Raw genomic sequence first — 26,853 nt, forward strand, 5'->3', positions numbered from 1 at the left:
ACCAACACTCAGGCCGCGCTACCGGCGTCGCCGCGCAACGCGGCCAGGAAGTTCTTCGACAGGGCCACCCGCTCCGAGGCGTCCAGCACCTCGACCGTCCGACCGTCCAACTGCACCGACTCGCGCTCCGACTCACCGGGGCACAGCAGCCAGAAACCGCGCGGCGCGTCGGCCGGTCTGCGCGCGGCGTTCTGCACGCGCGTCAGCACCTCGTGCCCACCTTCGGTGAAGTACCGGGCCAGCAGCCCCGCGTCGTGCACGAACAGCACATCACCAGCCAACGACGGATCGAGCAGCCGTTCCTCGACGCGGGTCCACGCGGCCCGCACGTACGAGGCCAGCCCACGAGGCATCTCACCGGACTCGGTGAACCGGGCGTCGACACCGAGCACCTTGCGCCAGTCCTGCCCGCGCTCGGTGACCAGCGCCCGGAACTCGGTCAGGAACGTCTGGTTCAGGTCGATCCGCCGCACCGGGTGGAGTCGGGCCAGAGCGTCGGCGGTGCCGGGCAACTGAGCACCGCGCAGCGTCAGCGCCAGGAACCCTCCGCGCTCGAACGCGGTCGCCAGCTTGCCCGCGATCACCGCATGGGGATCGCGGGCGCCGACAGGCAGCGCGTGGGCGCTGATCGACGTGCCGGTGGATGATGCCGCGCGCGGGTGCTCGGGCTGCGGTGGCCGGAAGCGGCGTCCAGCCAAATCCCACTCCAACGGGACACCGGCCTCGCGCAGGGCCTCCTCCATGCGCACGTGTGTCGGCTCCGAGCGCCACTCCAGCTCCGGGAACCGCGCGCGGACCCGCTGGCACAGCTCTTCGACCGTGATGCCCGGATCACGTCGCACGCCCGCGCCGGCCTGGGAAATCCGCAGCGCCCGCGCCAGGTCGAGGTCCCTCGGGTACAGCTCCAGACGCGGCGAGTCGGCCGCCCGCTGCGACACGGCCGCCGCCAGCTCCACCAGGCGCGTGTCCGCCAGCGGAGCCAAACCCTCCGGCGCGGCAACGGCGCGCAGCTCGCGCAGCACGACCCCCCGACCCGGCAGCGGGTCCTGCCCGACCAGGTCGTCGGCGCACTTGCCGAGCGCCACCGCGTAGTCGGCCAGCTCGATGGCGCTGGGGTCGCTCTGCCCGGCCAGGGACTCGCAGGCGATCAGCACCCGCGTCCCGCGCCGCAGGACCAGCAGGCGAGGGCTGGCGTCCGGGTCGTCCGAGTGCAGCCCGGTCCACTCCTCGGCGTCCACCGCCGCCCGCACCACGGCGAGTGCCTTCGCCAGCGTCCGCTCAGGCGTGTCGTGTGCCGCGCCGTGCCGGACGCGCACCGCCTTCGCCAGTTCCCGCGCCGTCATCACCCGACCGGCGTCGGTGACGAGCTGCACCAGCTCGTCACGCAGTTCCGCCACCCACGGCTGCTCCACCCACTGCTCGATGGCCGCCCGGTAGTGCCGGGACACCGTCGGCTGAGCGAGGCCGACAACGCGGGCGACCTCGGACTGCTTCGCCCACAGCTCGGGCGCACCGCTCTCGTCGGGCAGCCCCAGCATCAGCCGGAGCACCTGCTCCTGCTTGGTGGCCTTGCCGGGAGAACGGGGAGCCAGCCGGTCCGCCATGTCGTCCACGCCGAGCTGGACCGCGGTCTCGCTCTCCTCCCGTTCGACGGGAGCGGGTTCGGCCGCGCTGCGCAGCCTGGCGGTCCACTGCTTGTGGCGGCGGTTCAGCTCCTTGCGGATCACCCGGCCGGCACCGCGGGCCTTGGCGATCTCGTAGAGCGGCACGTTGAGCAGCTCGCCGACCGTCGTCGCCCTGAACCCCTGCGCGACCGACACCGCGCGCGGCGACAACCCGGCCGCGTCGAGCGGGGTGTCGAGGCCGGCGGCCTCGGCGGCTTTCTCGCGGGCACTTTCCACGGTGGTCGCGTCGAGGCCGACAGTCGCGGGCGTGGTGGCGGGACTCGCCGCGTCGGCCTGGGCGAACACCGCGCGCCAGGCGTCCTCCATCTGCCGCAGGGTGTCGAACCGCCGGTCGACGTCCCGGTGGAAGGCGCGCAGGAAGAACTCGGTGAGGCCGTCCTGAAGGGCAAGCTCGAAGGAAGCCGTCGCGAGCGTCGGCGTCTCGTCGGACGCGGTGCGCGGGTCGGTCAGGCCGTCACCCCACACCGGTTTCTCACCCGACGCCATCTCGTGCAGCGTCACGGCCGCCGCGTAGCGCTCGGCGTGGTCGTCGAAGACCGGCCGGCGCGGCGTGTCGAGGAACGGGTCGAGGTAACCCCGCGTGCCCGCCTTGACGTCCCGCTCGGACACGCCGTGCAGCGAGAAGTCGAACAGCATGAGCTGCCACGACCTGTCCTCGCGCCGGTAGAGGGCGAGGTTGTCGGGCTTGATGTCGCGGTGCCGTACACCCTTCGCAGCGAGCTGGTCGAGCGCCGTGAACAGGTCTTTCCCGAACCGCTCCAGCTCGTGATAGGTCAGCCGGCCCTCGGCGCGCAGGCGGGCGCCCAGCGTGCGATCGCCTGCGAAATCCAGGTCGAGCACGGTACGGCCGCCGAGCACGCGCGGACCGTCCAGCAGCTTCACCACGACACCGCCGCCGACCAGGTGCAGGGCGTCGGCCTCGGCGCGCAGCCGATCGGCCTTGTCCTCGTCCAACGCGACCTTGAACACCCGGCGCGTGACCGTCTCGGTGCCGTCGTCGTCCTCGTCGGTGCGGCGCACCAGCAGCGCGCGGGCCGTCGCGCCGGTCCCCAACACCCGCTCGACCACCCACGGGCCGTCGACCGGCTGCCCGGGGGTCGCGTCGAGCGGGTCCACCTCGGCGGTGTGGGTCTCGGGCACGGCCGAGTCGCGCTCGACCCCGTCCAGCGCGTCGAGGAACGCCTCCGCCGAGTCGAGCCGGTCGGCCACGTCCGCCTGGGTCGCGCGGAAGACCAACGAGTCCAGTGCCTCGGACACGCTGTCGCTCACTGCGTACGGGTGCAGGCCGCGTTCGCGGGCCAGCCGGTCCACCAGGCCGCTGCGCTGCGTTGCGGGCGGCTGGCCGGTGACGATCAGGTAGGTCAGCGCGCCCACGCCGAACACGTCCAGGTCGACCGGGTCGGAGTACGGCTGGTCGAACTCGGGCGCGAGGTAGACGCCGGCCGCGTCAGGCAGGTGGCTGCCCGGCATCGACGTCATGATCGAGGACATGCCGGTCGTGTCGAAGTCCCGCGCCGCGCTCTGCCAGTCGATCACCCGCAGCACGGGGGAGGAGCCGTCCTCCTTCGCCGACACGTACACCGACCGGGCGGCCAGCGCCCGGTGGTAGAGCGAGCGGCTGTGCGCGTAGCGCAGGGCCTCGCCGAGCTGGCGCACCATGTCGAGGCGGGCCTCGGGGGTGAGCCGGTCCTCGTGCAGCGCGAGGTAGGAGTCGAGCCGCAGGTCCGTCCCGCGGTGCGCGAACCGGATCGCCGGGCCGCCCTGGTGCTCGCGGATCTCCATCGCTTGGGCGATGCCGCGGTGGGCGATGCCCTGCAACACCTGGTACTCACGCCGAGCGGCCCGCTCGACAGACTGGCGCTGGTCGTCGGTCGCCTGCGCCTGGGTCAGGTAGATGCGGACCCGGCCCTCCTCGCGGACCGGCTGCTCGCGTCGGGCGAGGCGGTCCTCCCAGGTCGGGCCTGCGTCGAGGACGTCGGTGGTCAGCTTCCAGTCGTCACCGAACCGCAGGTGGGCGGTCGAGACCCTGATGCCGATCTTGTCCAGCAACTTGGGCAGCACGTGCCGGGAGAACTCGGGCGTGATCCGCTGTGCCTCGCGCTGCGGCGGCGTGGCCAGCAGGTCGCGCCAGATCCAGGGCAGACCCTGCGAGGCATCGTCACGGCCGTAGACGCGGACGCGCTGCACGTCATCCAGGCCCGACACCAGACCGGGGGCCGACAGGAACACGGCCGGTTCCACGCGCGGCACCCGCTGGCTGATCTTCAGTTCCTTGGCCGCCCACTCCAGGCGGGACTTCAGCTCCTTGGACTTCAGGTCCGTCAGGTGCAGCGGGTTGCGCAGCGTCCGGGGACGGGTGCGGCCCTCCTCGAAGAAGCTCCACGTGTCGCCGTTGTTGACCACCCGGCCGGGGTGCGCTTTGAGTTCGACCAGGTAGAGGCCGCCGGGCACCGCGATCAGCAGGTCGCACTCGTTGATCCGGCCCGACGCGGCGGTGAACGAGAACGTCGCCCACGCGCGGTAGGGCTCGGCGTTCGGCATCAGGCGCTTGACGGCATCGAGGCCGTCCTGCTCCCACGGGTAGGGCGAGGTGCGCTCCTGGAACCACCGCTGCACCGCCGGCGGAGGACCCGGCTTCGGCGTCGTGGGCCGTTCCGCTGAAGGCAAGGTCTTCCCCCCGAGCTGTCGCGCTGTGCTGAGGTCGCGATGCTACTGGCGACCGCCGGCGTACCCCACTCGGAGCAGCCACCTGTGCGTCGCGGCGAGGGCTCTCCGCGTTACGGCAGGCGGCAGGCAGTTCGGGAAGGCAAACCGAATGATGTTCGCTTCACCGGAATGCGGAGAAGAGGGTGGTCAGGCGGCGGCAACCACCCTTTTCTCGCGATCAGTCGGCCTTGACGGTCCTCAGGAACGACCGAAACGCCCCCGAGCCGATCAGGAGTCGACCGCCCTCGGGGTTCTTCGAATCGCGAAGGCCGACCACGGTCGTTCGCACTGCGACTTCGACGCAATTGGCGTCATTGCCACTGTAGCTGCTCTTCCGCCACGCAATCGGGGTCACTCGCGTGCCACCTCACCCTCCGTCGAGGTCGTGAGCGATGGACGTCATCAACCGGACGGAACCGTCCTCGTCCAGCGCCACGTCCGTCAGCTTCTCCACCGTCAGCCTATAGAGGGCGACGCGGGCCGGGTCATCCAAGAACAGGCCGGTGGTGCGGTCCTCGACGAAGACCACCGGCTTGTCATTGGCGAAGTCGAGGATCACGAACTGGCCCAGCAAGCCGGCGTGGCCGACGACGCTCGACGGGATGACGCGGATCGTGACGTTCGACCGGTCGGTCAGGTCGGCCAGGTGTCGGAGCTGGCGAGCCATGACCTTCGGCCCGCCAATCGGCAGGCGCAGCGCCGCCTCGGTCAGGATGAGGTTCAGCTCCGGCGGCCTGCGGCGGGCCAGGATGGCTTGGCGGGCCATGCGGCGGCCCACCCGCACCTCGATGCTCGGCTCCTCTTCATCCACCTGGATGGCCGAGATGACGGCGTAGGCGTACTCCGGCGTCTGGGCGAGACCGGGGATGAGCATCAGCTCAAAATCGGTGATGACCGTCGCCCTGGTCTCGAAGTTCAGGTAGGTGCGGCTCTGCACGGTCGGGTTGCTGGCCTCGACCAGGCCGGAGCCGTCGCCGCCGCGCGCTTGGTCGAGCAGTCGGTTGCGCTCCGGGCCGATCACGCCGATGACGGCCAAGATCGCGGACACCTCCTCGGGGGTGGGCTCCCGCTTGCCGTTCTCCAGTCGGCTGATCGTGCTGGCCGAGACGCCGAGCCCGTCACCGACGTCTTGCAGCGTGAGCTTCGCTTTCGTGCGAAGTCGTTCGAGCTCGAATCCGATTCCCCTGGTGGTGACACCGGACTTCGTTGTTGCCACGATGATCTCCTTGCGATGTGTGCAAGCATCGAAGCAGAAAACCATGTCTGAGCTGCGAAAAGTCACTCGATCGAGCTATTTGCAGTCCTTGCCGTCGCGATGGTGGCACTGCAATCCTCGAGCCCATGAATATCGTTGAAGAAGATCGAGTGCTGCGGCGGCATCTGGCGGCCGTGCTGGTCGGCGTGCTCTACAACTCCGACCGGAAGTCGTTGCAGATGGCGCGGGCGGAGACGCACCGGTTGGTCGGCGCGGTGACCACCTGCCTGGGCACGCACCCGCTCGACAAGGCGGGCCGGTGCGGCGTGTGCGAGTCGTCGGAGTGCGCGCTGCGCAGTGATCTCCGGCTCGCGCTGATGCCGTTCGACGGCGTCGCGGAGGAAAGCATCCTCGACGTTGCCGGTATCGAGCGGAAGAAGTGATGACGCCGGAGAAGCCCGTCGAGGACATGACGATGGCGGAACCCCTGACCAACCAGGTCGATCAGGGGTCCGTCGAGTCCGATCAGCCGGTGAGGCTCAACAACTCCGGCACCGCGCGGGGAACTGTCGTCCCAGCGCCGGTTGAGCGCCCGCTGAACCCCAGCCGTGTCAGTCGACGCTGGTCACGGGGAAGATTAGGCGTTCACCCTCCCAACGATTGACCCCGGGGTCCGTGAGGGCCGCGACCGGGCGGCTGTCGCCGCGCTCGCGGTCGAGGACCTTGCGCCACTCCGGCAGGGTGCCGGTGACCACGAACGGACCGATCGGAACTTCGAGCAACTCGTCCTGCACCCGGACCGGAGCGCTCTCGCCCGCGATGGTCAGGTCGCCGTCCACCCCGGCCTCGGCGGCGGCGACCACGTCCTCCAGGTCGGCGGCGGACATCGTCCCCGACCACGTGCCGCTGTTCGTGCGTGCCCGCGCGAACAGGACGTCGTCACCGGTCGTGTTGTCGTACCACTCGAACTCGAGGACGGCCCCGGACAACGGATCGGTCGACTTGGAGGCCGGTGACAGCCATGCCGGCCTGAACCTCTCCAGCAGGCCGGTCATCGCGTCCGCCAGCAGGCGTCGCCGCTCGCTCAGGAACGACCGGTAGCGGTCCGCGTCACGCAGGTCCTCGTCCAGGGGGATGAGGTGCGCGGTCAGCTCCTGGTCACCCAGCGTCGGGAAGTAGTCGCGCGGCGACCTGTGGCTGATCTTCCGGTTGGCCTTGCCAGAGATGAAGGCGAGGTTGGCCAGGTCGTTGATCTCGCCCTTGCTGTACTTCTCGGGGTGGTTCTTCAGCGTGGCCTGCGGGTGGATGTGGTGGTACTCCAGCGACTGGCTCCCCTCGGCCGCCGCCGAGATGCCGATGCCGCCCCACCAGTCCTTGGCCCCGGCTTCCTTGGCGACCAGGAAGCTCAGGAAGAAGTACGGGCTGCCGACGGTCCGCCCCGCGAGGTCGTCCGGTCCGATCGACACGCCCCCGGTGACGCCCAGGTTGTCCAGCAGGTGGCGCACCGGGTCGTCCGTGCGGGCCGCGGGGATGTCCTGCCCGAGCCGGGTGTCGGTCGACCCGCTGTACCGGTTGCGGATCGTGGCGGCCAGGAACCAGTAGAGGATGGCGTCGGCCGTGCCGCTGTCCAGGTGCTCGTCTTCTCGCTCACCGAGCAGGACGATCAGCGGCAGCAGGACGACCATCGACGGCAGCAGCTTGCTGTGCGATGCGCCGAGGTTGTTCTGCAGCAGGGAGACGAGGTGGCAGAGCCCTCGCCGCACCGTGGCCCAGCCGCGGTCGAGTTCGTCGTCGGTCGCCGAGACCAGGCGTGCGTGCGACCAGGCGGACAGGCCACGTCCCAGCACCGCGCCGGTGAGGGCCCTGGTGAGGAACGTGACGTCGATGTCGCCGTACCCGCGGTCTGCCCAGTGCTTCGCCTCGTCCTCCAACTTCTGGAGCACACCCGGCCACCGTGCCGAGAGGGTCGCGAGCGCCAGGTCCGAGGTCTTGAGCGACCGGCCACCGCTGTTCACGCGTACGAAGATCTGCGTGACCTCGTCGTAGGGGAAGTCGCGCAGGACCTCCATGTGGAACTTGTGACCCGGGACGGCGGCGAGCTTCTGCAGCCGCTTGCTTATCTCGCCCGGCGGGATGTCGGGATTGCGCTCGTGCAGTTCACCGACGAGCTGGTACTGATCCGCCTCGGGCTTGAGCACGTCGTAGACCTTGATCCACCGGGGATCCTTGGCCGTCGCCGCGCTCTGGTTCTGGAACTTCTCGGTCTCGACGTTGAAGACGATAACGGCCTGCGGGTGGTCGGTGAGCACCCGGTGCAGCGACGTCACGCGCTGTTGACCGTCCAGGAGGTAGAGCGGCACGACAGCGGACTTGCCCGCCGGACCGCTGATCGCCGCTTCCCTGGTCTGCGGCACCTCGTCGGTCTGCCAGAAGAGCAGCGACCCCGACGGATAGCCGCGGTAGAGCGACTCGACAAGCTTGGCGACCTGGGTCGGCTTCCACACGTAGCCGCGTTGGATCTCCGGCAGCCTGATCTCGCCTTGTTCGATCTGGCTGACGAGAGTTCTGACCTCGCGTTCGGTCTTGTCAACAGGCATCCAAGCGGCTCCCGCCGTAGGGGTTCGGTGCTGGGCATGTCATCGCCGAACAGTGCTGCACCGTTATCAGGTCGATCATGCTCTGCGGCGTCCGCCCACCTCGACCGGCTCCGACGGGCCGAGGCTGCGGACCTGCACAACGTCAACGGGGTGCGGGCAGCACGGCGCGTCCGGCGAAGAAGAGGACGGCCGCCACCGCGGAAGGCATGGCCAGCAGGAGCAGGTAGGCCAGCACGCCGACGCTGAGACCGACCGGCGCCTTGCCGCTCTGCGCCGTCATCACCAGCAGGAACCAGGACACGGGGACGAACAGGCTCGAACTCACCCAGCCGCCCGTCAACGCGCGCCGGGCCTGCCACATCCGGACGACGTCGAACTGCTCGCCCCACGTGTAGGACCGGGCCAGGGCGATGCTGACCGACGACAGGAACGGCCCGATCACCGAGGCGCACCCCACGCCCCAGACCATGGCGTTGACCGGGTGGTGCGCGGTGGGCAGGGCACGGCCGAACCCCACTATCGCCGAGACGAGCACCAGGCTGGCCACCAGGCCCACCGCCGCGAGGACGGCGCACCGGCCCTGCACCTCGCGAACCCGCGCGGCCGGCAGCCACAGGTACGGCGACGGTCCGCCCGGGTGCGTCACGAGCCGGGCCGCCAGTCCGAACCGTCCCCGTCCGTCACACTCGCGTCGGCCAGGTCCGCGGTGTTCGGCATCGCCCACGTCGAGCCGAGGTCCCGCACCTTCTGCCGGATCGCGGCCTGCTCGACCTCGATCGTGTTCACGTGGGACTCCAGCGCCAGCACCGTCGTGGTGATGAGGGCGAACCCGCCGGCCACCGCGGTGAGGATCACCGCGATCGCCGCCGGGATGCCCACCACGGTGAACGCGGCGGCCACCGCGGTCGCGATGGCGATCGCGAACCCCGCCAGCGCCAGGCCCATCGCGATCCAGAACGTGTCGATCGAGTTCGCCAGGCTGGTGAGCGACGAGCGCATCTGCCCGGCGACGTCCTTGATCGCGTTGAGCCCGGCGGCCTGCGGCGGCACCGTCGCCTGGTAGACGCGGGCCGCGCGGCCCTCCCACTCGATCGTGGTGCGGAGCTTGTCTAGGCCGATCGTGCCGGTGACATCGCCCAGGGCGCCGCCCACCCGCGTCACCCACTGCTCGCCGACCTGCTTGAGCCGGTCGGAATCACCCGGCTGCTCCAGCAGTTGGTTGACCCGGTCCCAGAACTCGCGCAGCTTCCGGTCGAGCAGCGCCAGGTTGCGGAGGATCGGGTCGACCAGGTGCTCCAGCGGCGCGGGCACCCAGCTCATCACGCTGTTGACCTGCTCGAAGAACTTCCTGGTCTCCTGGTCGATCCGCTCGGTCTGCCGGTGCGCTTCCCGCACGAGGGGATTCATCGGCCACCGCCTTCGGTGTGGATGCTGTTCATGGCGTGCCGGTTGGCTTCCTCTTCCGCCTCATAGGTGTTCGCCGCCGCGTGCAGGCTCTCGCCGAGGCCGCGGAACGCCTGCGTCGCCTGGACGAGCAAGTCCTCCAAGGCTTCCCGGGCGTCGTTGTAGGTGCGGTCCAACCCCTTGTCGACCGCCCACATGGACACGTCGGCGCCGGTCAGCGCGAGCCCGCCCAGCGCTTCGCGGGGACCGTCGAGGTTGTCGGCGGCGGTCGCCCACGCGATGGCGTCGGACCGCATGGCGTCGAGGGCGACGGAGACGTCGGTCATGGCAGCAACCCCACTCGGCGCAGCAATGTGTTCGGATCGCTGATCAGTGCGGTGAGCTCGGCGATGGCGGAGCTTCGCGGCCCCTGCGCGAGGTCGGCGGGGACGCCGCGGGCGTGCAGGGTTCGCAGGACCTCGAGGAATTCGTGCTGCATCTCGCTCACCCTCGCCGTGTGGGTCCAGGCGGGGTCGGCGTCCAGCGCGACGACCTGGCCCCGGCGAGCGGTGCCGCGCACGTGACCTCCCCTGCTCTCCGCGGTGGTGGGCCGGTCCACGACCTCGGCCATGCGCTGGGTGTACCGGTCCAGGTCGTTGTTGACGGCGTCGATCAGCCGCAGCGCGTCTTCGGGCGTGATGCGCTCGGACGGCTGCGACTGCGGCTGCGGCTGCGACTGGGGTGGTGGTGACGGCGGAGGCGCCGTTGGTCGTTCCGCCTGCTTGGCCAACGCCTGCACGGTCGCGGCGTTGGCGGCCTGGACCACCGCGCCGCCGAGGGCACGCGGGTCCACGGCCTGCTTCCACCCCGCCGCGATGGTGACCGACTGGACTTCCGCCTCGTCGTTCACCGCCACGGCGACCACGCCGTCGGGGTCGCGGCCCGTCAGGAGGTCGTCCCGCGCGTCGGGCTGGTCCGGCGACCGCCGTGGTGGCTGGTCCCCCTCGTCGTTCTCCTCGAAGCCGAATCTGAATTCGCCGCTCACGGTTCCCCTTGCGGTCGGTGATCAGACGATTTCGCAACGTAGCGCGCGTTCGCCGGAGATCGGTACGCAATCGTCGGTGGTTCCGGTCAGTCGGTGCGTTCTCCACCCGTTCGGCTGAGCGACCCGCGTGCCTCGCCCACGTGGCCATCGCGGTGTTGTCGTTCCGGCTGTCGCCCTAGGCTGAACCGGTGACGCCTGAGAAGCCCGTGGAGGGCATGACGATGGCAGAACTCCTGACCAACCAGCTCGATCAGGAGTCCGCCGAAGGTCAGCGAGCCGAGACCGCGTCGGTCGACGCGACCAGTTCCGCCACCGCGTGAACGAGCCGGGGGTGGTCGGCCGGGCTCAGCGTGGCCCACTCCCGGCCGTCGCCGGAGGGCCGGCGGGTGAACTGCCACCGACCCTCGGCGTCGTCGTAGAAGGACACCGCGTACGAGCCGCGCCGTCGCGGCCCCAACCGACCGTGCCGCACGGACCGCGCGGCCGCGCCGAACTGGCCCATGCGCGTCACGCCGCCGAGCACCTGGGCGATCTTCTGCGCGTCCGCACGAGCCAATCCGCTGTCCCGCAACGCGTTCTCCATCCGCGCCACCGACTGCCCGGCGACGGCCGCCGCCCGGTCGAGATCGGCGGCGAGCACGCTGACCGACCGTGAGCGGGGCGTCGGGTGCGGCGGCAGCAGGGCCACCACCGACGCGGCCAGCGCGGCCTCGTCGATGCCGGCGAGGCTCAGGCCGTCGGCGGTGAGCACGGCCAGCACGGCGTGACCCTGCCCGGCGGCGGCGACCGCGCGCACCCGCGGACCTCCGTCGAGGCGCAGCCGTGCGTCGACCTCGCGCTCCGGGTGGGCCAGCAGGGTCAGCCAGTCGGCGAGGCGCACGTCGAGGGCGCCCCGTGCGGCCAGGCCCCGTGCCTCCAGGCCGCGCCACGCGTCCTGGAAGAGCGCACGGCGTTCGTCCGCGGTGGCGCCGTGGGACGGGATGGACAGGATCGTGGGGTAGTCGCCCGGCTTCAGGTGGTCCCAGCACAGCTCGAACTCCAACCGGGACAGCGTGACCGTCACCGGTCGTCTTCCCCGATCACCGGCGGTGCGACGCGCGGGATGGCGTCCACTCCCCAGACGTCGTCCACTTCCTGCAGGTACGGCGCGGTCTCGTGCTCGACGTCGTCGTCGGCTTGGGCGGACTGCGGTGCGCCGGCCAGACCCGCCGTGAGCGGAGGGCCGCCCGTCGAGCCGCGCACGGTCGCGGCGGCGTTCGCGCGGTTCACCTGAGCGTCGTTGCCGATGCCGGTCGACCCGCCGGGACCGGGCGCCGGGGCCGCGCGGCCACCTCCCGGCAGACCCGGCGAGAACGGCTTCATCGCGCCCGCTCCACGTCCCGCGCCGCCGCCGCTCGCCGCCTTTCCGGACGAACGGCCGGGGTGGCTCGGGGACGACGCGGTGGGCCGGCTCCCAGGCGGAACGATGCCGACCGGTGCGGCGGAAGTCAGGGGAGCGGACGCCTGCTGGGGCAGCGTGACCGGACCCGGTGTCGGCCGTGAGGGGGAGTCCGACGGGGTCGTCACGGCGGAGGTCGCGGTGCGGCCGACGTCCTTGTCCTCCGGCGTCACCGAACCCGACGGCACCACCGAACCCGACGGCGCCACCGGGCCGGACGGCTCGACCGAGCCGGGCGCTTCCCGATCGGACGTCGGCGTGCGCTCCGGGGTGGTGGTCCGGGTCGTCTGGACGACCTCGCTCCGCTCGACGGCGGCCGGCTCGACCACCTGCGTGGTGACGGACGGCGGCGGCACGAACTCGCCGAGGGACTCCACCGCCGCCGACGCCCGGTCGCGGTAGCCGTTCATCACCGCCACGGCCAGGCGCTTGGCCTCCTGCGCCCGGGCCTCCTCGACGTCCTGGTCGGTCTGACCTCCGACGAGGTGCGTGAAACCGGCGGGGACGCCCCAGAAGTCGTCGTTGGCGGTCGAGGTCACCTCGACGGGTTCCGGCATCTTGCCCTTGGCGTCCACATAGGACAAAGCCTGCGCTTCGAGCGACTCCCGGGTGACGATCGCGGCGGCGCGGGCGTCCTCGGCCCACTGCACCAGCGGGGTGTTGCCGGCGGCGAACCGCTCGCCCGCCGCGCCCTGCCACACCGCGCCGGACTCGCGGATCGCCCTCTCCAGTTCGACCTGGGCGGTCTTCATCACGGTGAGGAACCTGGCCCAGGCGTCGTCCACGGTCTGCGCGGCCGGGTAGCCGGGGCCACCGTGGATCTTGTCGTACAGCTGTTGGTGCGTCTGCGCGTCGAAGTTGTGGTTCCCGATGCGTCCGTCCGTTCGGCGTCTGCGTAAGCCGTTCTCCCAGGTCGCCATTGCCGCCCCCTTATTTCAGCAGGTTCTCCATCGCCGCTTCCGCCAACTTCCGCGCCCCGTCGCAGGGTTTGGGGAAGCGGTCTTCGTACGTGGGCACGACCGTGAAGCTCGCGACGAGGTACTGGCCCTCGGCGGTGTCGACCATCACGTCACAGCGGCCTCCGTCGTTCGGCAGGGTCACCGTGATGGCCGGGAAGTCCCGCACCGGATCGATCTCCGCCGCCTGGCCGGCCCGCTTGCCCTCGGTCCACACCGAGATCCCCTCGGCCGTCACGGGCACCAGGCGGCTGCTGGCTCCGATGACGGTCCACGAGCAGCCCTTGGTCTGGTAGAAGTCGTTGTCCACGACCCGCCCCGCCCGGTCGATCTGCAACGCGGGCAGCTGCTCCTCGGTCAGCAGGCCACAGGGCTCCGCGCCGTCGAGCTTGATCTCACGTGGTCGGTCCGGCGACGAGACGGACGAAGGCGACGTGCCCGGAAAAGCGCCAGCGCCACCGGCCGGGAGCGGGATGCCGGAAATCGTCTTGCTGCACCCGGCGACGAGCACGACAACCGCCGCCGCGCAGAGAACAACACCGAGCTCCGCTGTCCGGGGCCTCATCGGTCGGCGACCTCGTGGATCTTGTGGATCGCCTCGGTGTTGCCGTCCTCGACAAGACCATACGTCCGTGCCGCCGCGAGCAGCTGCTCGATGTTGGCATTCAACTCGGCCAGGAATTTGTTCGTGACGTCGAGCGCGAGCGTCGAATGGTCGGTGAACACCTTGGCGGCGTCCGCGGAGATCTCGTCATCGGCGAGCGGACGTCCGAAAAGGGAATCCCGGTGCGCGTCCAAGAAGTCCAACACGTCGTTGCGGACGTCCTCGTAGCGACGTATCAGGTCCAGCACCTTCTCCGGTTCCACCTGCATGCTGGTCGAGGCCGGTGCTGGAGATCCCCCTGATCCGTCGGCACGCTGATACGGCATGGTGCCCCCTCCCCCTCGCGAGAACGGCTCACATGTGGGTCAAGGCGTGACTGTGCGTATACAGGTTCTCATGGGGGACAACGTGATGGTCCGCAGTTCGCGTGCGCCCCCTGAATGGCGTACACGACTACTGACTGTCTATTGACTCGGCCGGTCGACGTAAGCGGTGTTGGTCGTTACCGGTGTGCCGCCTGCGGCCGGGTAGAGCAGAACTACGGCATTTGGGCTGCTCTTCTGGTTCCCTTGCGAAGCACGGGTCGCCATCACGCCGGAAAGGTCCGATCTTCACGTTAACGCTTCTGTGGGGTGAAACGTTCGCCTCTCGTGACCACAGGTCCGGAACGGACGCCCGGCCAATAACGCACGCGTGTTCGACTGCGAGCGGGAAATTCCACCTGATTGGTTCTGGCCCGGCGCGTTCGGATCGACGCCGTTCACTCGCCTGAGTCAGGCGGTGGCTGAGAGCAGGGCGCCGCCGCGGGCTCCGGCACAGGCCCTCGGAAAGCACCACGCCCCGGCTGCCGAAGAGGCGACCGGGGCGCGGTAGGCGTGCGATCAGGATCAGGCAGGCACGGAGGCGACGCCGGGCGCGAGGAAGCGCTTGCCCGTCACCTTCTCCGAGATGCCCGAACGGTCGAGGTACGGGGTGATGCCGCCCAGCCAGAACGGCCAGCCGGCGCCGAGCAGCATGCACAGGTCGATGTCCTGCGCCTCGGCCACCACGCCCTCGTCGAGCATGATGCGGATCTCCTCGGCGAGCGCTTCGAGCGCCCGCGCGAAGACCTCCTCACCGGTCAACGGCTTGTCGCCGAACGCCCACAGCTCCTGCACCTCGGGGTCGACGGACTGCTTGCCCGCGGAGTCCCACTGGTACACGGCGGTCTTGCCGGCGGCCACGAACTCCTTCATGTTCTCCGACACGCCGAACCGGTCGGGGAACGCGCGGTTCATGGTCTCGGCCACGTGGAGCGCGACGGCGGGGCCGACGAGCTGCAGCAGGATGAGCGGCGACATGGGCAGGCCCAGCGGCTCGGTGGCCTTGTCCGCCACCTCGAACGGCGTGCCCTCGTCGATCGACTTCACGACCTCGCCCATGAACCGCGTCAGCAGCCGGTTCACGACGAACGCCGGGGCGTCCTTCACCAGCACGGACGACTTCTTGAGCTGCTTGCCCACCGCGAACGCGGTCGCGAGCGTCGCGTCGTCGGTCTGGCCGGCGCGCACGATCTCCAGGAGAGGCATGACCGCGACCGGGTTGAAGAAGTGGAAGCCCACGACCCGCTCGGGGTGCTTCAGGCCCGACGCCATCTCGGTGATCGACAGCGACGACGTGTTGGTCGCCAGCACGGCCTCGGGGGAGACGTGCTCCTCGACCTCGGCGAACACCTTCTGCTTGACGCCCAGGTCCTCGAACACGGCCTCGATGACGAAGTCGGCGTCCGCGAACGCCGCCTTGTCCAGCGAACCGCTCACCAGGGCCTTCAGCCGGTTCGCCTGGTCGGGCGAGACGCGCTTCTTGCCGAGCAGCTTGTCCACCTCGGCGTGCACGTACCCGACGCCCTTGTCCACGCGCGCCTGGTCGATGTCGGTGAGCACCACCGGCACCTCCAGCCGCCGCGCGAACAGCAGCGCCATCTGCGACGCCATCAGGCCCGCGCCGACGATGCCGACCTTGGTGACCTTGCGCGCCAACGACTTGTCCGGCGCGCCCGCCGGCCGCTTGGCCCGCTTCTGCACCAGGTTGAACGAGTACAGCCCGGCCCGCAGCTCGTCGCTCATCACGACGTCCGCCAGCGCCTCGGTCTCCGCCGCGTACCCGGCGTCCAGGTCGTTGGCGCGGGCCAGCTCCAGCAGCTCCAGGGCCTTCAGCGCACCCGGCGCGGCGCCCTTGGTCTTGCCCTCGACGATGGCCCGAGCGCGCGCCACGGCCGCGTCCCAGCCCTCGCCGCGGTCGATCTCACGGCGAGCGGGCACGACGTCGCCGCGCACCACCGAGGCCAGCCACAGCAGCGACTGCTCCAGGTAGTCGGCCGAGTCGAACAGCACGTCCACGATGCCCAGGTCGAGCGCCTGCTTCGGCTTGAGCATCTTGTTCTGGTTCAACGCGTTCTCGAAGATCACGGTGACCGCGTCGTTCGGGCCGATCAGGTTCGGCAGCAGCTGCGTGCCGCCCCAGCCGGGGAACAGGCCGAGGAACACCTCGGGCAGCGCGATGGCCGCCGCGTTGGACGTCAGCGTCCGGTAGTGGCACGACAGCGCCAGCTCCAGGCCGCCGCCCATGACCGCGCCGTTGACGAACGCGAAGGTCGGCACGGGCGAGTCGGTGAACTTGCGGAACACGTCGTGCCCGAGTTGGCCGATGGTCACGGCCTGCGACCGCTCGGTGGCGCCCTCGACGGCCGTCAGGTCCGCGCCCACGGCGAAGATGAACGGCTTGCCGGTGACCGCGATCGCGGCCGGGGAGGCGGCCGCGGCCTCGTCGAACGCCGCGCTGAGGCTGACGAGCGACTGCGGGCCGAACGTGGACGGCCGGGTGTGGTCGTGGCCGTTGTCGATGGTGATCAGCGCGACCTTGCCGTCGACACCGGGCACGGAGACGAACCTGGTGCGGGCGTGGGTCACGACCTCGTCGGGGAACAGGGCCTTGGCCTCGTCGGCGGTCAACGCGGTCACTTGGCTTCTCCGTTCCAGTGCGGGTTCTCCCAGATCACGGTGCCGCCCATGCCGATGCCGATGCACATGGTGGTGATGCCGTAGCGCACGTCGGGGCGCTCGGCGAACTGCCGCGACAGCTGGGTCATCAGGCGCACGCCGGACGACGCGAGCGGGTGGCCGGTGGCGATCGCGCCACCCCACTGGTTGACGCGCGGGTCGTCGTCGGCGATGCCGAAGTGGTCGAGGAAGGCGAGCACCTGCACGGCGAACGCCTCGTTGATCTCGAACAGGCCGATGTCCTCGATGGTGAGGCCGGCGCGCTTGAGGGCCTTCTCGGTGGCGGGCACCGGGCCGACGCCCATGACCTCGGGCTCGACGCCCATGAACGAGTAGCCCACGAGCCGCATGCCGACGGGCAGGCCCAGCTCGCGCGCGGTCTCCTCCTCGGCCAGGATGCAGCCGGTGGCGCCGTCGTTGAGGCCCGCCGCGTTGCCCGCGGTGACCCGGCCGTGCGGCCGGAACGGCGTCTTCAGCTTCGCCAGGTCCTCGACGGTGGTGCCGGGGCGCGGCGGCTCGTCGGCGGTGGCGAGGCCCCAGCCGTGCTCGGCGGACCGGGTCGCGACCGGCACGAACTCCGGGCCGATCTTGCCGTTCTTCACCGCGTCGGCGTACTTGGCCTGCGAGGCGGCCGCGAACGCGTCCGTGCGCTCCTTGGTGATGTGCGGGAACCGGTCGTGCAGGTTCTCCGCCGTCGAGCCCATGACGAGCGCGGACGGGTCCACGATCTTGTCGGACAGGAACCGCGGGTTCGGGTCGACGCCCTCGCCCATCGGGTGGCGGCCCATGTGCTCGACGCCGCCCGCGATGACCACGTCGTAGGCGCCGAACGCGATGCCGCTCGCGGACGTCGTCACGGCCGTCATCGCGCCCGCGCACATGCGGTCGATGGCGTAGCCGGGCACCGACTTGGGCAGGCCCGCGAGCAGCGCCGCGGTGCGCCCGATGGTGAGGCCCTGGTCGCCGGTCTGCGTGGTGGCCGCGATGGCCACCTCGTCGACCCGCTCCGGCGGCAGCTCGGGGTGGCGGCGCAGCAGCTCGCGGATCACCTTGACGACCAGGTCGTCGGCACGGGTCTCCGCGAAGATTCCCTTGGGGCCGGCCTTGCCGAACGGCGTGCGCACGCCGTCGACGAAGACCACGTTACGAACGCGTGCCGGCGCTACTGGTGCGGCCACGGCGTCTCCTCCGCTTGTGGTGACGATTCGCCCGAGCGGGTCGGGCGCGACTCCTACCGATCGGTAACCCAACTCTAGCGCCTGTTACTGGTCGGTAACCACCGTGGTCGCCCTGTCGGGTCGGTCACAGCGGGCCCGGATGGCCAGGAACAGCGCGAACCCGAACGGGGACAGGACGATCGTGAACACCAGCAGCGGGCCCATCAGCAGCGGGCGCAGCCCCAGCCGGCGGCTCTCCCGGTACATCCACGCCCCGATCAGCAGGTCCCACGCGATCACCTGCGCCCACAGCGCCGAGGCTCCCCACGAGGTGGCCAGGAACTCCCGCAGCGTGCCCAGGTCCGGACTGCTCATCGTCGCCCAGAGCTCGGGGAGGTGCCCGGCGACCAGCGCCGTGTAGACCACGAGCGGCGGCACGGCGATCAGCGGCGACGCCACGACCCGGGCCGTCGTCGGCCACGTCGGCGCGAACACCATCAGCGCCCAGAACGGCACCGTCAGCCAGAACGTGAGCTGGAACAGGAACCCGGTCATGCCCGTGCCGCCTCCGTGGTGCGCTCCGCCGTGCGATCGGTCGCGCGCAGCGACCTCGCCACCACCGCGGTGGTCCAGGTTGCCACGGCGAGCGCGCCGAGCGCGGTGGCCAGGTCGGGGCGCAGCAGCGGCTGCCCGCGCAGCGCCTGCCACGTGACCAGGGCCATCAGGCCCGCGTACCCGATCGCGAGGCCCCAGACGAGCTTCGGGGTCGCGCGCCGGCCGAACAGCAGCACGACCAGCGGGACGACCTGCAGGGCGTGGATGCCGACGAAGTGGGGCACGCGGAGGTCGCCGCCCGTGGTGCTCCACCCCGTCAGCGCCATCTCGGGGCCGCCGTCCCGGACGCCGACGCTGTGCGCGCCCCGGATGCCCTCGGCGACGTCCTCCGCGTTCCGCTGCTGCGCCATGAGGATGCCCAGGCCCAGCCCGACGAGCGCGAGGAACAGGCCGAGCCGGACCGCCAGGCCCGTCGCGCGGTCCGCGAACCTGGTGAACAGCAGGGCCACCGCGATCAGGGCGTGCATGATCCAGAGCGCCAGGACGCTGTAGGTCATGATGTCCCACAGCAGGTCGTCGAACGGCGTGGCGGTGTTGAAGTGGCTCCGCCTGCCGCGGACGACCTGGCCGATGATGACCACCATCTCGACGGCGCTCGCCGCGGCGACGACCGTGCCCGCCCACCAGCCGAGTCGGCGGAAGCGCGTGGCGAGGGTGAGCATCCAGGCCAGCGTGACGCTGTAGAGGACGAAGGACACGGCGAACTTGAACGGCTTGAACCAGATCGGGGCGCCGATCAGCGTCCGGTCGTCGACGACCAGGCCGGCGAGCGAGACCAGGGTGACGACCCCCATGAGCAGGGCGAACAGCATGAGCGGCGGGTGCCACCGGAGGAAGCGGGTCATGAACGACTCCTAAGGATGGATAGCAGCACTTTCTACTATCGGATAGTTACTCTATCCGCTCTGAGGGTCGTCTCAGGAAGGGGCGTGTCCGTGCGCATCGCCGAGTTGAGCCGCCGCAGCGGTGTGCCGGTGCCGACGATCAAGTACTACCTGCGGGAAGGCCTGCTCCCGGCCGGTGAGCTGACCAGCCCCAACCAGGCCCGGTACGGCGACGACCACCTGCGCCGGCTGCGGCTCGTGCGGGCCATGGTCGAGCTCGGCGGGCTGTCGATCGCGGCGGTGCGCGAGGTGCTCGGCGCGCTGGACGACCCGGAGAAGTCCCTGCACAAGGCGATGGGGACGATCTCGGCCGCCGTGGCGCCGCCCGACCTCGGCCGGGACGACGAGGTGGCGCACCGGCAGGTCCAGGAGTTCCTGGACCGGCAGGGGTGGCGCTGCCGGCCCGAGTCGTACGCGTTCAGGGCGCTCGTCGGCGTGCTGGCCACGGCGCGGGACGTCGGGCACGACGGGTTCGCGGACCTGCTGGACGGGTTCGCGCGCGCCGCCGTGCCGCTGGCCGAGGCCGACCTCGACTACGTGCTGGCCGCGGGGTCGAAGGACGAGGCGCTGGAGGGCGTCGTCGTGGGGACCGTGCTGGGTGACGCGGCGATGGCCGCCGTGCGCGCGCTGGCGCGACGTGAGCTGTCCGGGCTGCGTGCGGCGGAGGAGGCGGCCACGGGGTCGGCTGAGGAGGCACCGGGCCCAGGGGCGGCCGGGGACGGGCCAGGCGCTGGATCGGCCGGCGAAGGCTCAGGCCCGGGGTCGGCCGGCGAAGGGTCAGGCCCGGGGTCGGCCAGGGAGGGCTCAGGCCCGGGGTCGGACGGCGCCGACCCCGGGAGGCCCTGAACTACGGCTCGGGACTGGGCGTCAGCGCCTCGGAGAGGACGTCCGCGGTCAGCGTGATCTGCCACGTCCGCGCACCGCCCTCGCGCAACGCCGCCGCGACGCCCTCCGGCGAGACGTCCGCCGGCGGCTGCCAGCACGTGCGCCGCACCAGGTCCGGCAGCAGCAGGTTCTCGACCGGCAGGTTGTTCGCCTCGGCCACCGCGGTCAACGCGGTGCGCGCGGCGGCGAGCCTCGCCGCGGCCGCCGGGTCCTTGTCGGCCCAGCGGTTGGCGGGCGGCGGGCCGTCGTGCTGCTGCGACGGTTCCGGCAGCTCGGACTTCGGCAGCGCGGCGGCGCGCTGCAACGCGCCCAGCCACACGCCCACCATGCGTCGTTGCGCCCGTCCCCGGAAGACCGGGAGGGCGAGGAGGGCGGCCTCGTCGGCCGGGCCGCGCACGGCCGCGTCGACCAGCGCCGCGTCCGGCAGCACCCGACCCGGCGCGATGTCGCGTTCCCGGGCCAGCGCGTCCCGCGCCTCCCACAGCGCCCGCACGGCGGCGAGCTGACGGGGGTTGCGGATGCGGTGGATGCCCGACGTGCGGCGCCACGGCTCCGCGCGCGGGCGCGGCAGGGGCGCCAGGCGGGCGGCCTCGAACTCCTCGAGGGCCCACTCCAGCTTCCCCTGCCGCTTGAGCTCCTGTTCGAGCACGTCACGCAGCTCGACCAGCAGTTCGACGTCGAGGGCGGCGTAGTTCAGCCAGTCGGCGGGAAGGGGGCGGCGCGACCAGTCGGCCGCACCGTGCCCCTTCTCCAACCGGTAGCCCAACAGCCGCTCGACGAGCGTGCCCAGCGCCACCCGCTCGAACCCGGCCAGCCTGCCCGCCAGCTCGGTGTCGAACAACGCGCTCGGACGCAGCCCGAGTTCGGCGAGGCACGGCAGGTCTTGCGACGCCGCGTGCAGCACCCACTCGGTCCCGTCCAGCGCCTGGACCAGCGGGTCGAGGCGACCGCCGAGGGCGATCGGGTCGACCAGCACGGTCCCGGCGCCTTCCCGGCGCAGTTGCACCAGGTAGGCACGTTGCGAGTAGCGGTATCCCGAGGCTCGCTCGGTGTCCACCGCAACCGGGCCCGTCGCCCCGGCGAGCGCCTCAGCGGCACGCCGGAGCGACGATGCGTCGGCGACGACAGGCGGAACACCGTCAGCGGGTTCCACCAGCGGCACCGGCTCAGCACCGGTTGGTTCGGTTGGCTCGTCGGAGGGTACGTCCACGGCGGAAGACCCTACGACGAACGCACCACTCGCGGGTGTGTTCGGCCGGTTCAGTGTGCCGACCTGCTCAGCGGATCACGCCGGCACGCATGGCCAGCGCCACCATCTGAGCCCGATCCCCGGTGCCCAGCTTGCGCCCGATCCGCGACAGGTGGGACTTCACCGTCAGCGCGGAAAGGCTGAGCGCTTCGCCGATCTCCTTGTTGCTCTGGCCATCGGCGACCAGCTGGAGGACCTCGACCTCACGCGCGGACAGTTCCCGCGGCGTGTTGTCGGTGCCCGGCACCCTCGTGCCCGCGGCGAGCACGGGCGCGACGCTCGGGTCCGCGTAGACGCCGCCGTCGAGGACCCTGCGCACACCGTCGGTGACCACCATCGGCGAGGCGGACTTCAGCAGGTACGCCTGAGCGCCTGCCTGGAAGGCCGACCTGACCGCGTAGGGGTCGTCGGAGGACGCGAGGACCACGATGCGGGGCCAGCCCTGGGCACGGAGTTCCGTGACCAGGTCGATGCCGGTGCCATCCGGCAGACCCAGATCGAGGATCGCGAGGTCGCACGGTCCGGTCGCGAGTGCCCGCGCCCGAGCCTCCGCAACCGAAGCCGCCTCATGCACTGTCCCGGCTCCCATCTGGGTGAGCCGAGCCGATATCGCCTCCCTCAGCAGTGGGTGGTCGTCGACCACCAGCACTGAAAAAAGCTCCTCCCGCGGGTGCGGGACCATGTTCGCCGGCAACGAGCCGGCTGGCGTGGTACGAACGGCCTGACCTAAGCCGACGGCAGCCACGTCACTACCTCCCTGGAGTCGGTCGTGCCCCCCGACCGGCACCGGGACTTTCGTCCAATCAGCCGCGCCACTGATCGACCGAAAGTGGTGTCGTCTGGGGCAGCGTAGCCGCCCAAGCGGGTCTACGGGACGATCAATCGGGTATCTATCCCGAATGAGTTGTCACTGATGGCCCCCGTTGTCACACGATCGGCTGACAACTGGATAGGTCGCGTAACGCGAGCGGATCTCACGACGACATCTAGGAGTTGCGGGTGGCGAGCACCACGGGTCGAGTCCGCGCGGAGGAACTGCTGGCACGCGTGCCGCTCGTCGACGGGCACAACGACCTGCCGTGGGCGTTGCGCGATCTCGCCGCCGAGGGGCAATTCGGTGAAAAGTCAACGCCGGGCGACCCCGTGGACGCCGTGTCCGTCGTCGACCTGACGACGGTTCGGCGCGAGCTGCAGACCGACCTGGTCCGCGCGCGCGAGGGCCGGTTGGGGATGCAGTTCTGGTCCGTCTGGGTCCCCTGCCGACTGGCGGGCGATGCAGCCGTCACCGCCGTGCTGGAGCAGGTGGAGCTGGTCCACGCCCTCGCCGCGCGCCACCCCGACCACCTCCGCGTCGCGACCACCGCCGACGAGGCCGAACGGGCGTTCCGGGACGGGCGGATAGCGTCGCTGATCGGCGCGGAGGGCGGCCACAGCATCAACGGGTCGCTGGGCGTGCTGCGCGCGTTGCGCCGGCTCGGCGTCCGGTACATGACGCTCACGCACAACGAGAACACGCCGTGGGCCGACGCGGCTACCGACGAGCCCGTGCACGGCGGCTTGTCGCCGTTCGGGCGGGACGTGGTGCGGGAGATGAACCGGATCGGGATGGTCGTCGACCTGTCGCACGTCGCGCCGACCACCATGCGGGACGCGCTCGACGTGTCGTCCCGGCCGGTCATGTTCAGCCACTCGTCGTGCCGGGCGGTCGCCGACCACCCGCGCAACGTGCCGGACGACGTCCTGGCCAGGCTCGCGGGCAACGGCGGGATCTGCATGGTGACGTTCGTGCCCCACTTCGTGTCGCAGCCCTACGCCGAGTGGGACGCCCGGCTGAAGGAGGCGATGGAGGCGGCGGGGGAGAACCACAACGACCTCGACGCCCGGCACCGGTTCATCGACTCCTGGCAGGCCGGCGGCCCGACCCCGCGCGTGACCATGGACGACGTGGTGGCGCACGTCGAGCACGCGCGGGAGGTGGCCGGCATCGACCACATCGGGCTGGGCGGCGACTACGACGGGACGCGCTACCTGCCGGAGGGGATGGGCGACGTGTCGTGCTACCCGGCGTTGATCGGCGCGCTGCTGGACCGGGGGTGGAGCGAGGACGACTGCGCCAAGCTCGCCGGCCTGAACGCCCTGCGCGTCCTCCGCGCCAACGACTGACGCCAACGCCAACGCCGACGACCGCCGTCAACGGCCGGTGTCAACGCCGACGACCGGTGCCCATGACCGGTGCCCATGACCGGTGCCCATGACCGGTGCCCATGACCGACGCCGAGGACCGACGCCGACCGCGCTTGGCCCGCGGTCAGCGCAGCGTGCTCACGCCCACCGGGGGCAGGCCGACGGCGGTGGCCATGAGGTCGTAGAAGGCGGCGCCGTGGGCGGCCAGGTCGGCGGTCCGGGCGGTCCAGGAGGCGCGGAGTTCGAGGTCGTCCGTGCGCGCCGGGCCGGCGATGTCGCCGAACCTCGCCGACGACGTCTGGGTGACCGTGCCGCCCAGGGCGACGAACGCGGCGCCCGACTCCTCCAGCGCCTCGACCAGCCACGACCAGCCGACCTCGGGGAGCAGGGGGTCGGCGGCCAGCTCGGCGTCCAGCTCCACCCGCACGTACGCCACCAGCCGGAACACGCCCGACCACGCCTCGACCCCGTCGGGGTCGTGCAGCAGCACCAGCCGTCCGGTGGACAGCTCGTCGGCGGGCCCGGTCACCTCCGCGGTCAACGCGAACGACCAAGGGGCCAGCCGTTGGGGCGGGCGCACCTCGGTCAACTCCAGTTCGGGCCGGGTTCGCACCGACCGGAGCGTCGCCACCGCCCGCTGGAACAGTTCGGGCTCCGTCACACCACGGACTGTAGGCCCCTAAACCTCGGAAAGTGAGCGCGGCACGCCGGACCTGAAGACGCCGCCCGCCCATCCCGTGGGACGATGTCGGGCGAGATGAACGACATCACCGAAGCCCAAGCCGAAGCCCCGTTGCTCGTCGCCGCGCGCGGCGGCCGGCCGTCACGCACCCCGGTCTGGTTCATGCGCCAGGCGGGCCGCTCGCTGCCGGAGTACCGCAAGCTGCGCGAGGGCACCGCGATGCTGGACGCCTGCATGGACCCGGAGATGGTCCGCGAGATCACCATGCAGCCGGTCCGCCGCCACGACGTGGACGGCGCGATCCTGTTCTCCGACATCGTCGTGCCGCTGAAGGCCGCGGGCATCGACCTGGACATCGTGCCGGGCACGGGTCCGGTGGTGGCGAAGCCGGTCCAGACCGAGGCCGACGTCCGGGCGATCCCGGAGCTGCACGAGGAGCAGGTGCGGCCGGTCGTCGAGGCGATCGGCCTGCTGAACGCCGAGCTGGGCGCGGTGCCGCTGATCGGCTTCGCGGGCGCGCCGTTCACCCTCGCGTCCTACCTGGTCGAGGGCGGCCCGAGCAAGCACCACGAGCGCACCAAGGCGCTCATGCACGGCGACCCGGCCCTGTGGCACGCGCTGCTGGACAAGCTCGCAGGCATCACGGCCGAGTTCCTGCGCGTGCAGGTGCGCGCGGGCGTGAAGGCGGTGCAGCTGTTCGACTCGTGGGCGGGCGCCCTGTCCGAGCGCGACTACCGCGAGTTCGTCCTGCCGCACTCCAAGCGGGTGCTCGGCGGCGTCGAAGGCGTGCCGCGCATCCACTTCGGCGTCGGCACGAGCGAGCTGCTGCCCGCGATGCGCGAGGCCGGCGCGGACGTGGTGGGCGTCGACTGGCGCACCCCGCTGGACGTCGCCGTGAGGCGGCTGCGGGCCGCCGCGCCCGACCTGCCGCCGCCGGTGGTGCAGGGCAACCTGGACCCGGCGCTGCTGTTCGCGGGGCTGCCCGCGCTGGAGCGCGAGATCGAGCGGATCAAGCGCGAGGGCGAGGCCGCCGCGGGCCACATCTTCAACCTCGGCCACGGCGTGCTGCCCGACACCGATCCGGACGTCATCACCCGGGCCGTCGAGATGGTGCACCGGGCGAGATGAGAGCGCTGCGAGTCGCGGTGGTCGGCGGCGGGATCTCCGGCCTGGCCGCCGCGCACCGGCTGCGCCACCTGCTCGGCCCGGACGCCGAGATCACCGTGGTGGAGCAGTCGGACCGGCTGGGCGGCAAGCTGCGCACGATCGAGGTCGGCGGGCGCGCCTTCGACGTGGGCGCGGAGGCGTTCCTGCACCGCCGCCCCGAGGCCGCCGAGCTGGTCGCCGAGCTGGGCCTGGCCGACCGGCTCGTGCACCCGACCAAGGCCGCGGCGAGCATCCACGCCGCCGGCGCCACCCGGCCGATCCCGGCGCACACCCTGATGGGCGTCCCCGCGTCGGTGGAAGCGGTGCGCCAAGTCCTGTCCGACGACGGCCTGCGGCGGGTCGCCGCCGAACCCGGCCTGCCCCCGATCCGGCTGGACGGCGCGGACGTCGCCGTGGGCGCGCTGCTGCGCGAGCGGTTCGGCCCCGAGGTGGGAGATCGCCTGGTCGGGCCGCTGCTCGGCGGCGTGTACGCGGGCCGCACGGACGTCCTCGGCCTGCGCGCCACCATGCCGCAGCTCGCGACCGCGCTCGACTCGGGCGTCGGGTCGCTGCTGGCCGCCGCCGCGACGACGATGCCCGCGCCGCCCCAGCCGAGGGTCGCCCGGCCGCCGGTCTTCGGCACGCTGCGCGACGGCCTGTCGACGGTGGTGACCCGGCTCGCGGACGCGTCGAAGCCCGAGGTGAGGCTGGGCCTGCCGGTGCGAGCCCTGGTCCGCCGCGAGCACGGCTGGCGGCTGGAGATCGGGTCCGCCGCCGCGCCGACGCGCTTCGACGTGGACGGCGTGGTGCTGGCCGTGCCCGCGCCCGCCGCGCGCAAGCTCCTCGCCGACGCCGTGCCCGCCGCGTCACGCCGCTACGCCGAGGTGGAGGTGGCGTCGATGGCGGTGGTGGCGCTGGCCCTGCCACCCGGCACCGAGCTGCCCGACCGGTCCGGCGTGCTGCTCGCCGAGGGCGAGGTGGCGTCGGACGGCGTGCCGTTCACCGCGAAGGCGTTCACCTTCTCCAGCCGCAAGTGGGCGCACCTGGCCGGCGAGCCGGTGCTGGTGCGCGGCAGCGTCGGCCGGCACGGCGAGGCGCACCTGCTGCAGCGCGACGACGCCGACCTGGTCGCCGCCGTCCGGCACGACCTGCACCAGCTCACCGGCGTCACGGCTCAGCCGATCGACACCGCGGTCACCCGGTGGGGTGGTGGTCTGCCGCAGTACGGGGTCGGCCACCTCGACGTGGTGCGGGGCATCGAGGACGCGGTCGCGGGGGTCCCCGGCCTGGCCGTGGCGGGCGCGACGCTGCACGGCGTCGGCATCCCCGCGTGCATCGCGACCGCGGACGCCGCGGCGGCCCGTGTCGCCGCTCACGTGCTCGGCCGCGTGCGCTGACGGGGCC

The 26,853-nt window shown here is 71.5% G+C and carries 24 protein-coding genes; 5 read left to right on the forward strand and 19 right to left on the reverse strand.

What is annotated here, in order from left to right; translation table 11 throughout:
* Positions 1 to 8: 8 nt before the first annotated feature.
* From pglW to ACRAKH_RS08850, 3 genes are all read right to left on the reverse strand, one after another.
* Positions 9 to 4,352 carry a BREX system serine/threonine kinase PglW gene (gene pglW / locus ACRAKH_RS08840; protein WP_447009729.1) on the reverse strand — a complete coding sequence of 1,448 codons (4,344 nt, stop codon included), beginning with the start codon at positions 4,350 to 4,352 and terminating at the stop codon, positions 9 to 11.
* A 217-nt stretch (positions 4,353 to 4,569) separates the two neighbouring features.
* Positions 4,570 to 4,746 (reverse strand): DUF397 domain-containing protein, encoded by a 177-nt coding sequence (locus ACRAKH_RS08845; protein WP_380719991.1) that lies wholly within the window; start codon positions 4,744 to 4,746, stop codon positions 4,570 to 4,572.
* Between the two features lie 12 nt (positions 4,747 to 4,758).
* Positions 4,759 to 5,673, reverse strand: a complete 915-nt coding sequence (locus ACRAKH_RS08850; RefSeq protein WP_380719989.1) for a helix-turn-helix domain-containing protein — start codon at positions 5,671 to 5,673, stop codon at positions 4,759 to 4,761.
* 59 nt (positions 5,674 to 5,732) lie between these two features.
* On the opposite strand from ACRAKH_RS08850, the gene ACRAKH_RS08855 reads away from it, so the two are divergent.
* Positions 5,733 to 6,029: a hypothetical protein gene (locus tag ACRAKH_RS08855; RefSeq protein ID WP_380719987.1), complete on the forward strand. Its 297-nt coding sequence runs from the start codon at positions 5,733 to 5,735 to the stop codon at positions 6,027 to 6,029.
* Positions 6,030 to 6,197: 168 nt separating this feature from the next.
* On the opposite strand, the gene ACRAKH_RS08860 is transcribed toward ACRAKH_RS08855, so the two are convergent.
* From ACRAKH_RS08860 to ACRAKH_RS08920, 13 genes are all read right to left on the reverse strand, one after another.
* Entirely contained in the window at positions 6,198 to 8,183 is a 1,986-nt protein-coding gene (locus ACRAKH_RS08860; RefSeq protein WP_380719985.1) for a GmrSD restriction endonuclease domain-containing protein, read from the reverse strand.
* 142 nt (positions 8,184 to 8,325) lie between these two features.
* Positions 8,326 to 8,829, reverse strand: coding sequence for a hypothetical protein (locus ACRAKH_RS08865; protein ID WP_380719983.1), 504 nt, complete (start codon positions 8,827 to 8,829; stop codon positions 8,326 to 8,328).
* Positions 8,826 to 9,590, reverse strand: coding sequence for a hypothetical protein (locus tag ACRAKH_RS08870; protein ID WP_380719981.1), 765 nt, complete (start codon positions 9,588 to 9,590; stop codon positions 8,826 to 8,828). The genes ACRAKH_RS08865 and ACRAKH_RS08870 overlap by 4 nt, the downstream gene beginning before the upstream one ends.
* Entirely contained in the window at positions 9,587 to 9,913 is a 327-nt protein-coding gene (locus ACRAKH_RS08875; RefSeq protein WP_380719979.1) for a hypothetical protein, read from the reverse strand. The genes ACRAKH_RS08870 and ACRAKH_RS08875 overlap by 4 nt, the downstream gene beginning before the upstream one ends.
* A complete protein-coding gene (locus tag ACRAKH_RS08880) occupies positions 9,910 to 10,611 on the reverse strand; it encodes a hypothetical protein (protein ID WP_380719976.1) in 702 nt (233 codons plus the stop codon). The genes ACRAKH_RS08875 and ACRAKH_RS08880 overlap by 4 nt, the downstream gene beginning before the upstream one ends.
* Positions 10,612 to 10,879: 268 nt before the next feature.
* On the reverse strand, positions 10,880 to 11,674 hold the full coding sequence (locus ACRAKH_RS08885; RefSeq protein ID WP_380719974.1) for an ESX secretion-associated protein EspG: 795 nt from the start codon (positions 11,672 to 11,674) through the stop codon (positions 10,880 to 10,882).
* Positions 11,671 to 12,969: a PPE family protein gene (locus tag ACRAKH_RS08890; RefSeq protein ID WP_380719972.1), complete on the reverse strand. Its 1,299-nt coding sequence runs from the start codon at positions 12,967 to 12,969 to the stop codon at positions 11,671 to 11,673. The genes ACRAKH_RS08885 and ACRAKH_RS08890 overlap by 4 nt, the downstream gene beginning before the upstream one ends.
* Positions 12,970 to 12,979: 10 nt before the next feature.
* Entirely contained in the window at positions 12,980 to 13,570 is a 591-nt protein-coding gene (locus ACRAKH_RS08895) for a DUF3558 domain-containing protein (protein WP_380719970.1), read from the reverse strand.
* Complete coding sequence (locus ACRAKH_RS08900; protein WP_447009730.1) at positions 13,567 to 13,935, reverse strand: PE domain-containing protein; 369 nt, start codon at positions 13,933 to 13,935, stop codon at positions 13,567 to 13,569. Before ACRAKH_RS08900 ends, ACRAKH_RS08895 begins: the two co-directional genes overlap by 4 nt.
* A 561-nt stretch (positions 13,936 to 14,496) precedes the next feature.
* Complete coding sequence (locus ACRAKH_RS08905; RefSeq protein WP_380719966.1) at positions 14,497 to 16,608, reverse strand: 3-hydroxyacyl-CoA dehydrogenase NAD-binding domain-containing protein; 2,112 nt, start codon at positions 16,606 to 16,608, stop codon at positions 14,497 to 14,499.
* Positions 16,605 to 17,825 carry a thiolase family protein gene (locus ACRAKH_RS08910; protein WP_380719964.1) on the reverse strand — a complete coding sequence of 407 codons (1,221 nt, stop codon included), beginning with the start codon at positions 17,823 to 17,825 and terminating at the stop codon, positions 16,605 to 16,607. Before ACRAKH_RS08910 ends, ACRAKH_RS08905 begins: the two co-directional genes overlap by 4 nt.
* 84 nt (positions 17,826 to 17,909) lie before the next feature.
* A complete protein-coding gene (locus ACRAKH_RS08915) occupies positions 17,910 to 18,359 on the reverse strand; it encodes an ABA4-like family protein (protein WP_380719962.1) in 450 nt (149 codons plus the stop codon).
* Positions 18,356 to 19,264: a hypothetical protein gene (locus tag ACRAKH_RS08920; protein ID WP_380719960.1), complete on the reverse strand. Its 909-nt coding sequence runs from the start codon at positions 19,262 to 19,264 to the stop codon at positions 18,356 to 18,358. Before ACRAKH_RS08920 ends, ACRAKH_RS08915 begins: the two co-directional genes overlap by 4 nt.
* A gap of 84 nt (positions 19,265 to 19,348) precedes the next feature.
* Here ACRAKH_RS08920 and ACRAKH_RS08925 point away from each other — a divergent pair, with 84 nt between their 5' ends.
* Positions 19,349 to 20,149 (forward strand): MerR family transcriptional regulator, encoded by an 801-nt coding sequence (locus ACRAKH_RS08925; protein ID WP_380719958.1) that lies wholly within the window; start codon positions 19,349 to 19,351, stop codon positions 20,147 to 20,149.
* 1 nt (position 20,150) lies between these two features.
* Here ACRAKH_RS08925 and ACRAKH_RS08930 read toward each other — a convergent pair whose 3' ends face one another.
* The gene (locus tag ACRAKH_RS08930) at positions 20,151 to 21,398 is read right to left on the reverse strand and encodes an HRDC domain-containing protein (protein WP_380719955.1); all 1,248 of its coding nucleotides are present in this window, start codon (positions 21,396 to 21,398) and stop codon (positions 20,151 to 20,153) included.
* A 67-nt stretch (positions 21,399 to 21,465) separates the two neighbouring features.
* Entirely contained in the window at positions 21,466 to 22,182 is a 717-nt protein-coding gene (locus ACRAKH_RS08935; protein ID WP_015099292.1) for a response regulator, read from the reverse strand.
* 254 nt (positions 22,183 to 22,436) lie between these two features.
* On the opposite strand from ACRAKH_RS08935, the gene ACRAKH_RS08940 reads away from it, so the two are divergent.
* Entirely contained in the window at positions 22,437 to 23,600 is a 1,164-nt protein-coding gene (locus ACRAKH_RS08940; protein WP_380719953.1) for a dipeptidase, read from the forward strand.
* A gap of 145 nt (positions 23,601 to 23,745) precedes the next feature.
* Here ACRAKH_RS08940 and ACRAKH_RS08945 read toward each other — a convergent pair whose 3' ends face one another.
* Positions 23,746 to 24,282, reverse strand: a complete 537-nt coding sequence (locus ACRAKH_RS08945) for a DUF3000 domain-containing protein (RefSeq protein ID WP_380719951.1) — start codon at positions 24,280 to 24,282, stop codon at positions 23,746 to 23,748.
* Positions 24,283 to 24,366: 84 nt separating this feature from the next.
* On the opposite strand from ACRAKH_RS08945, the gene hemE reads away from it, so the two are divergent.
* Positions 24,367 to 25,431, forward strand: a complete 1,065-nt coding sequence (gene hemE / locus ACRAKH_RS08950; protein ID WP_380719949.1) for a uroporphyrinogen decarboxylase — start codon at positions 24,367 to 24,369, stop codon at positions 25,429 to 25,431.
* The gene (gene hemG / locus ACRAKH_RS08955) at positions 25,428 to 26,846 is read left to right on the forward strand and encodes a protoporphyrinogen oxidase (RefSeq protein ID WP_447009731.1); all 1,419 of its coding nucleotides are present in this window, start codon (positions 25,428 to 25,430) and stop codon (positions 26,844 to 26,846) included. The genes hemE and hemG overlap by 4 nt, the downstream gene beginning before the upstream one ends.
* Positions 26,847 to 26,853: the final 7 nt, after the last annotated feature.

The organism is Saccharothrix hoggarensis (assembly GCF_052936025.1).

Bases quoted from the DNA above. Each gene is read 5' to 3' on its own strand.
- ACRAKH_RS08855 (WP_380719987.1), top strand. From the start codon at position 5,733: ATGAATATCGTTGAAGAAGATCGAGTGCTGCGGCGGCATCTGGCGGCC.
- ACRAKH_RS08860 (WP_380719985.1), bottom strand. From the start codon at position 8,183: ATGCCTGTTGACAAGACCGAACGCGAGGTCAGAACTCTCGTCAGCCAG.
- ACRAKH_RS08870 (WP_380719981.1), bottom strand. From the start codon at position 9,590: ATGAATCCCCTCGTGCGGGAAGCGCACCGGCAGACCGAGCGGATCGAC.
- ACRAKH_RS08875 (WP_380719979.1), bottom strand. From the start codon at position 9,913: ATGACCGACGTCTCCGTCGCCCTCGACGCCATGCGGTCCGACGCCATC.
- ACRAKH_RS08890 (WP_380719972.1), bottom strand. From the start codon at position 12,969: ATGGCGACCTGGGAGAACGGCTTACGCAGACGCCGAACGGACGGACGC.
- ACRAKH_RS08895 (WP_380719970.1), bottom strand. From the start codon at position 13,570: ATGAGGCCCCGGACAGCGGAGCTCGGTGTTGTTCTCTGCGCGGCGGCG.
- ACRAKH_RS08900 (WP_447009730.1), bottom strand. From the start codon at position 13,935: ATGCCGTATCAGCGTGCCGACGGATCAGGGGGATCTCCAGCACCGGCC.
- ACRAKH_RS08915 (WP_380719962.1), bottom strand. From the start codon at position 18,359: ATGACCGGGTTCCTGTTCCAGCTCACGTTCTGGCTGACGGTGCCGTTC.
- ACRAKH_RS08920 (WP_380719960.1), bottom strand. From the start codon at position 19,264: ATGACCCGCTTCCTCCGGTGGCACCCGCCGCTCATGCTGTTCGCCCTG.
- hemE (WP_380719949.1), top strand. From the start codon at position 24,367: ATGTCGGGCGAGATGAACGACATCACCGAAGCCCAAGCCGAAGCCCCG.
- hemG (WP_447009731.1), top strand. From the start codon at position 25,428: ATGAGAGCGCTGCGAGTCGCGGTGGTCGGCGGCGGGATCTCCGGCCTG.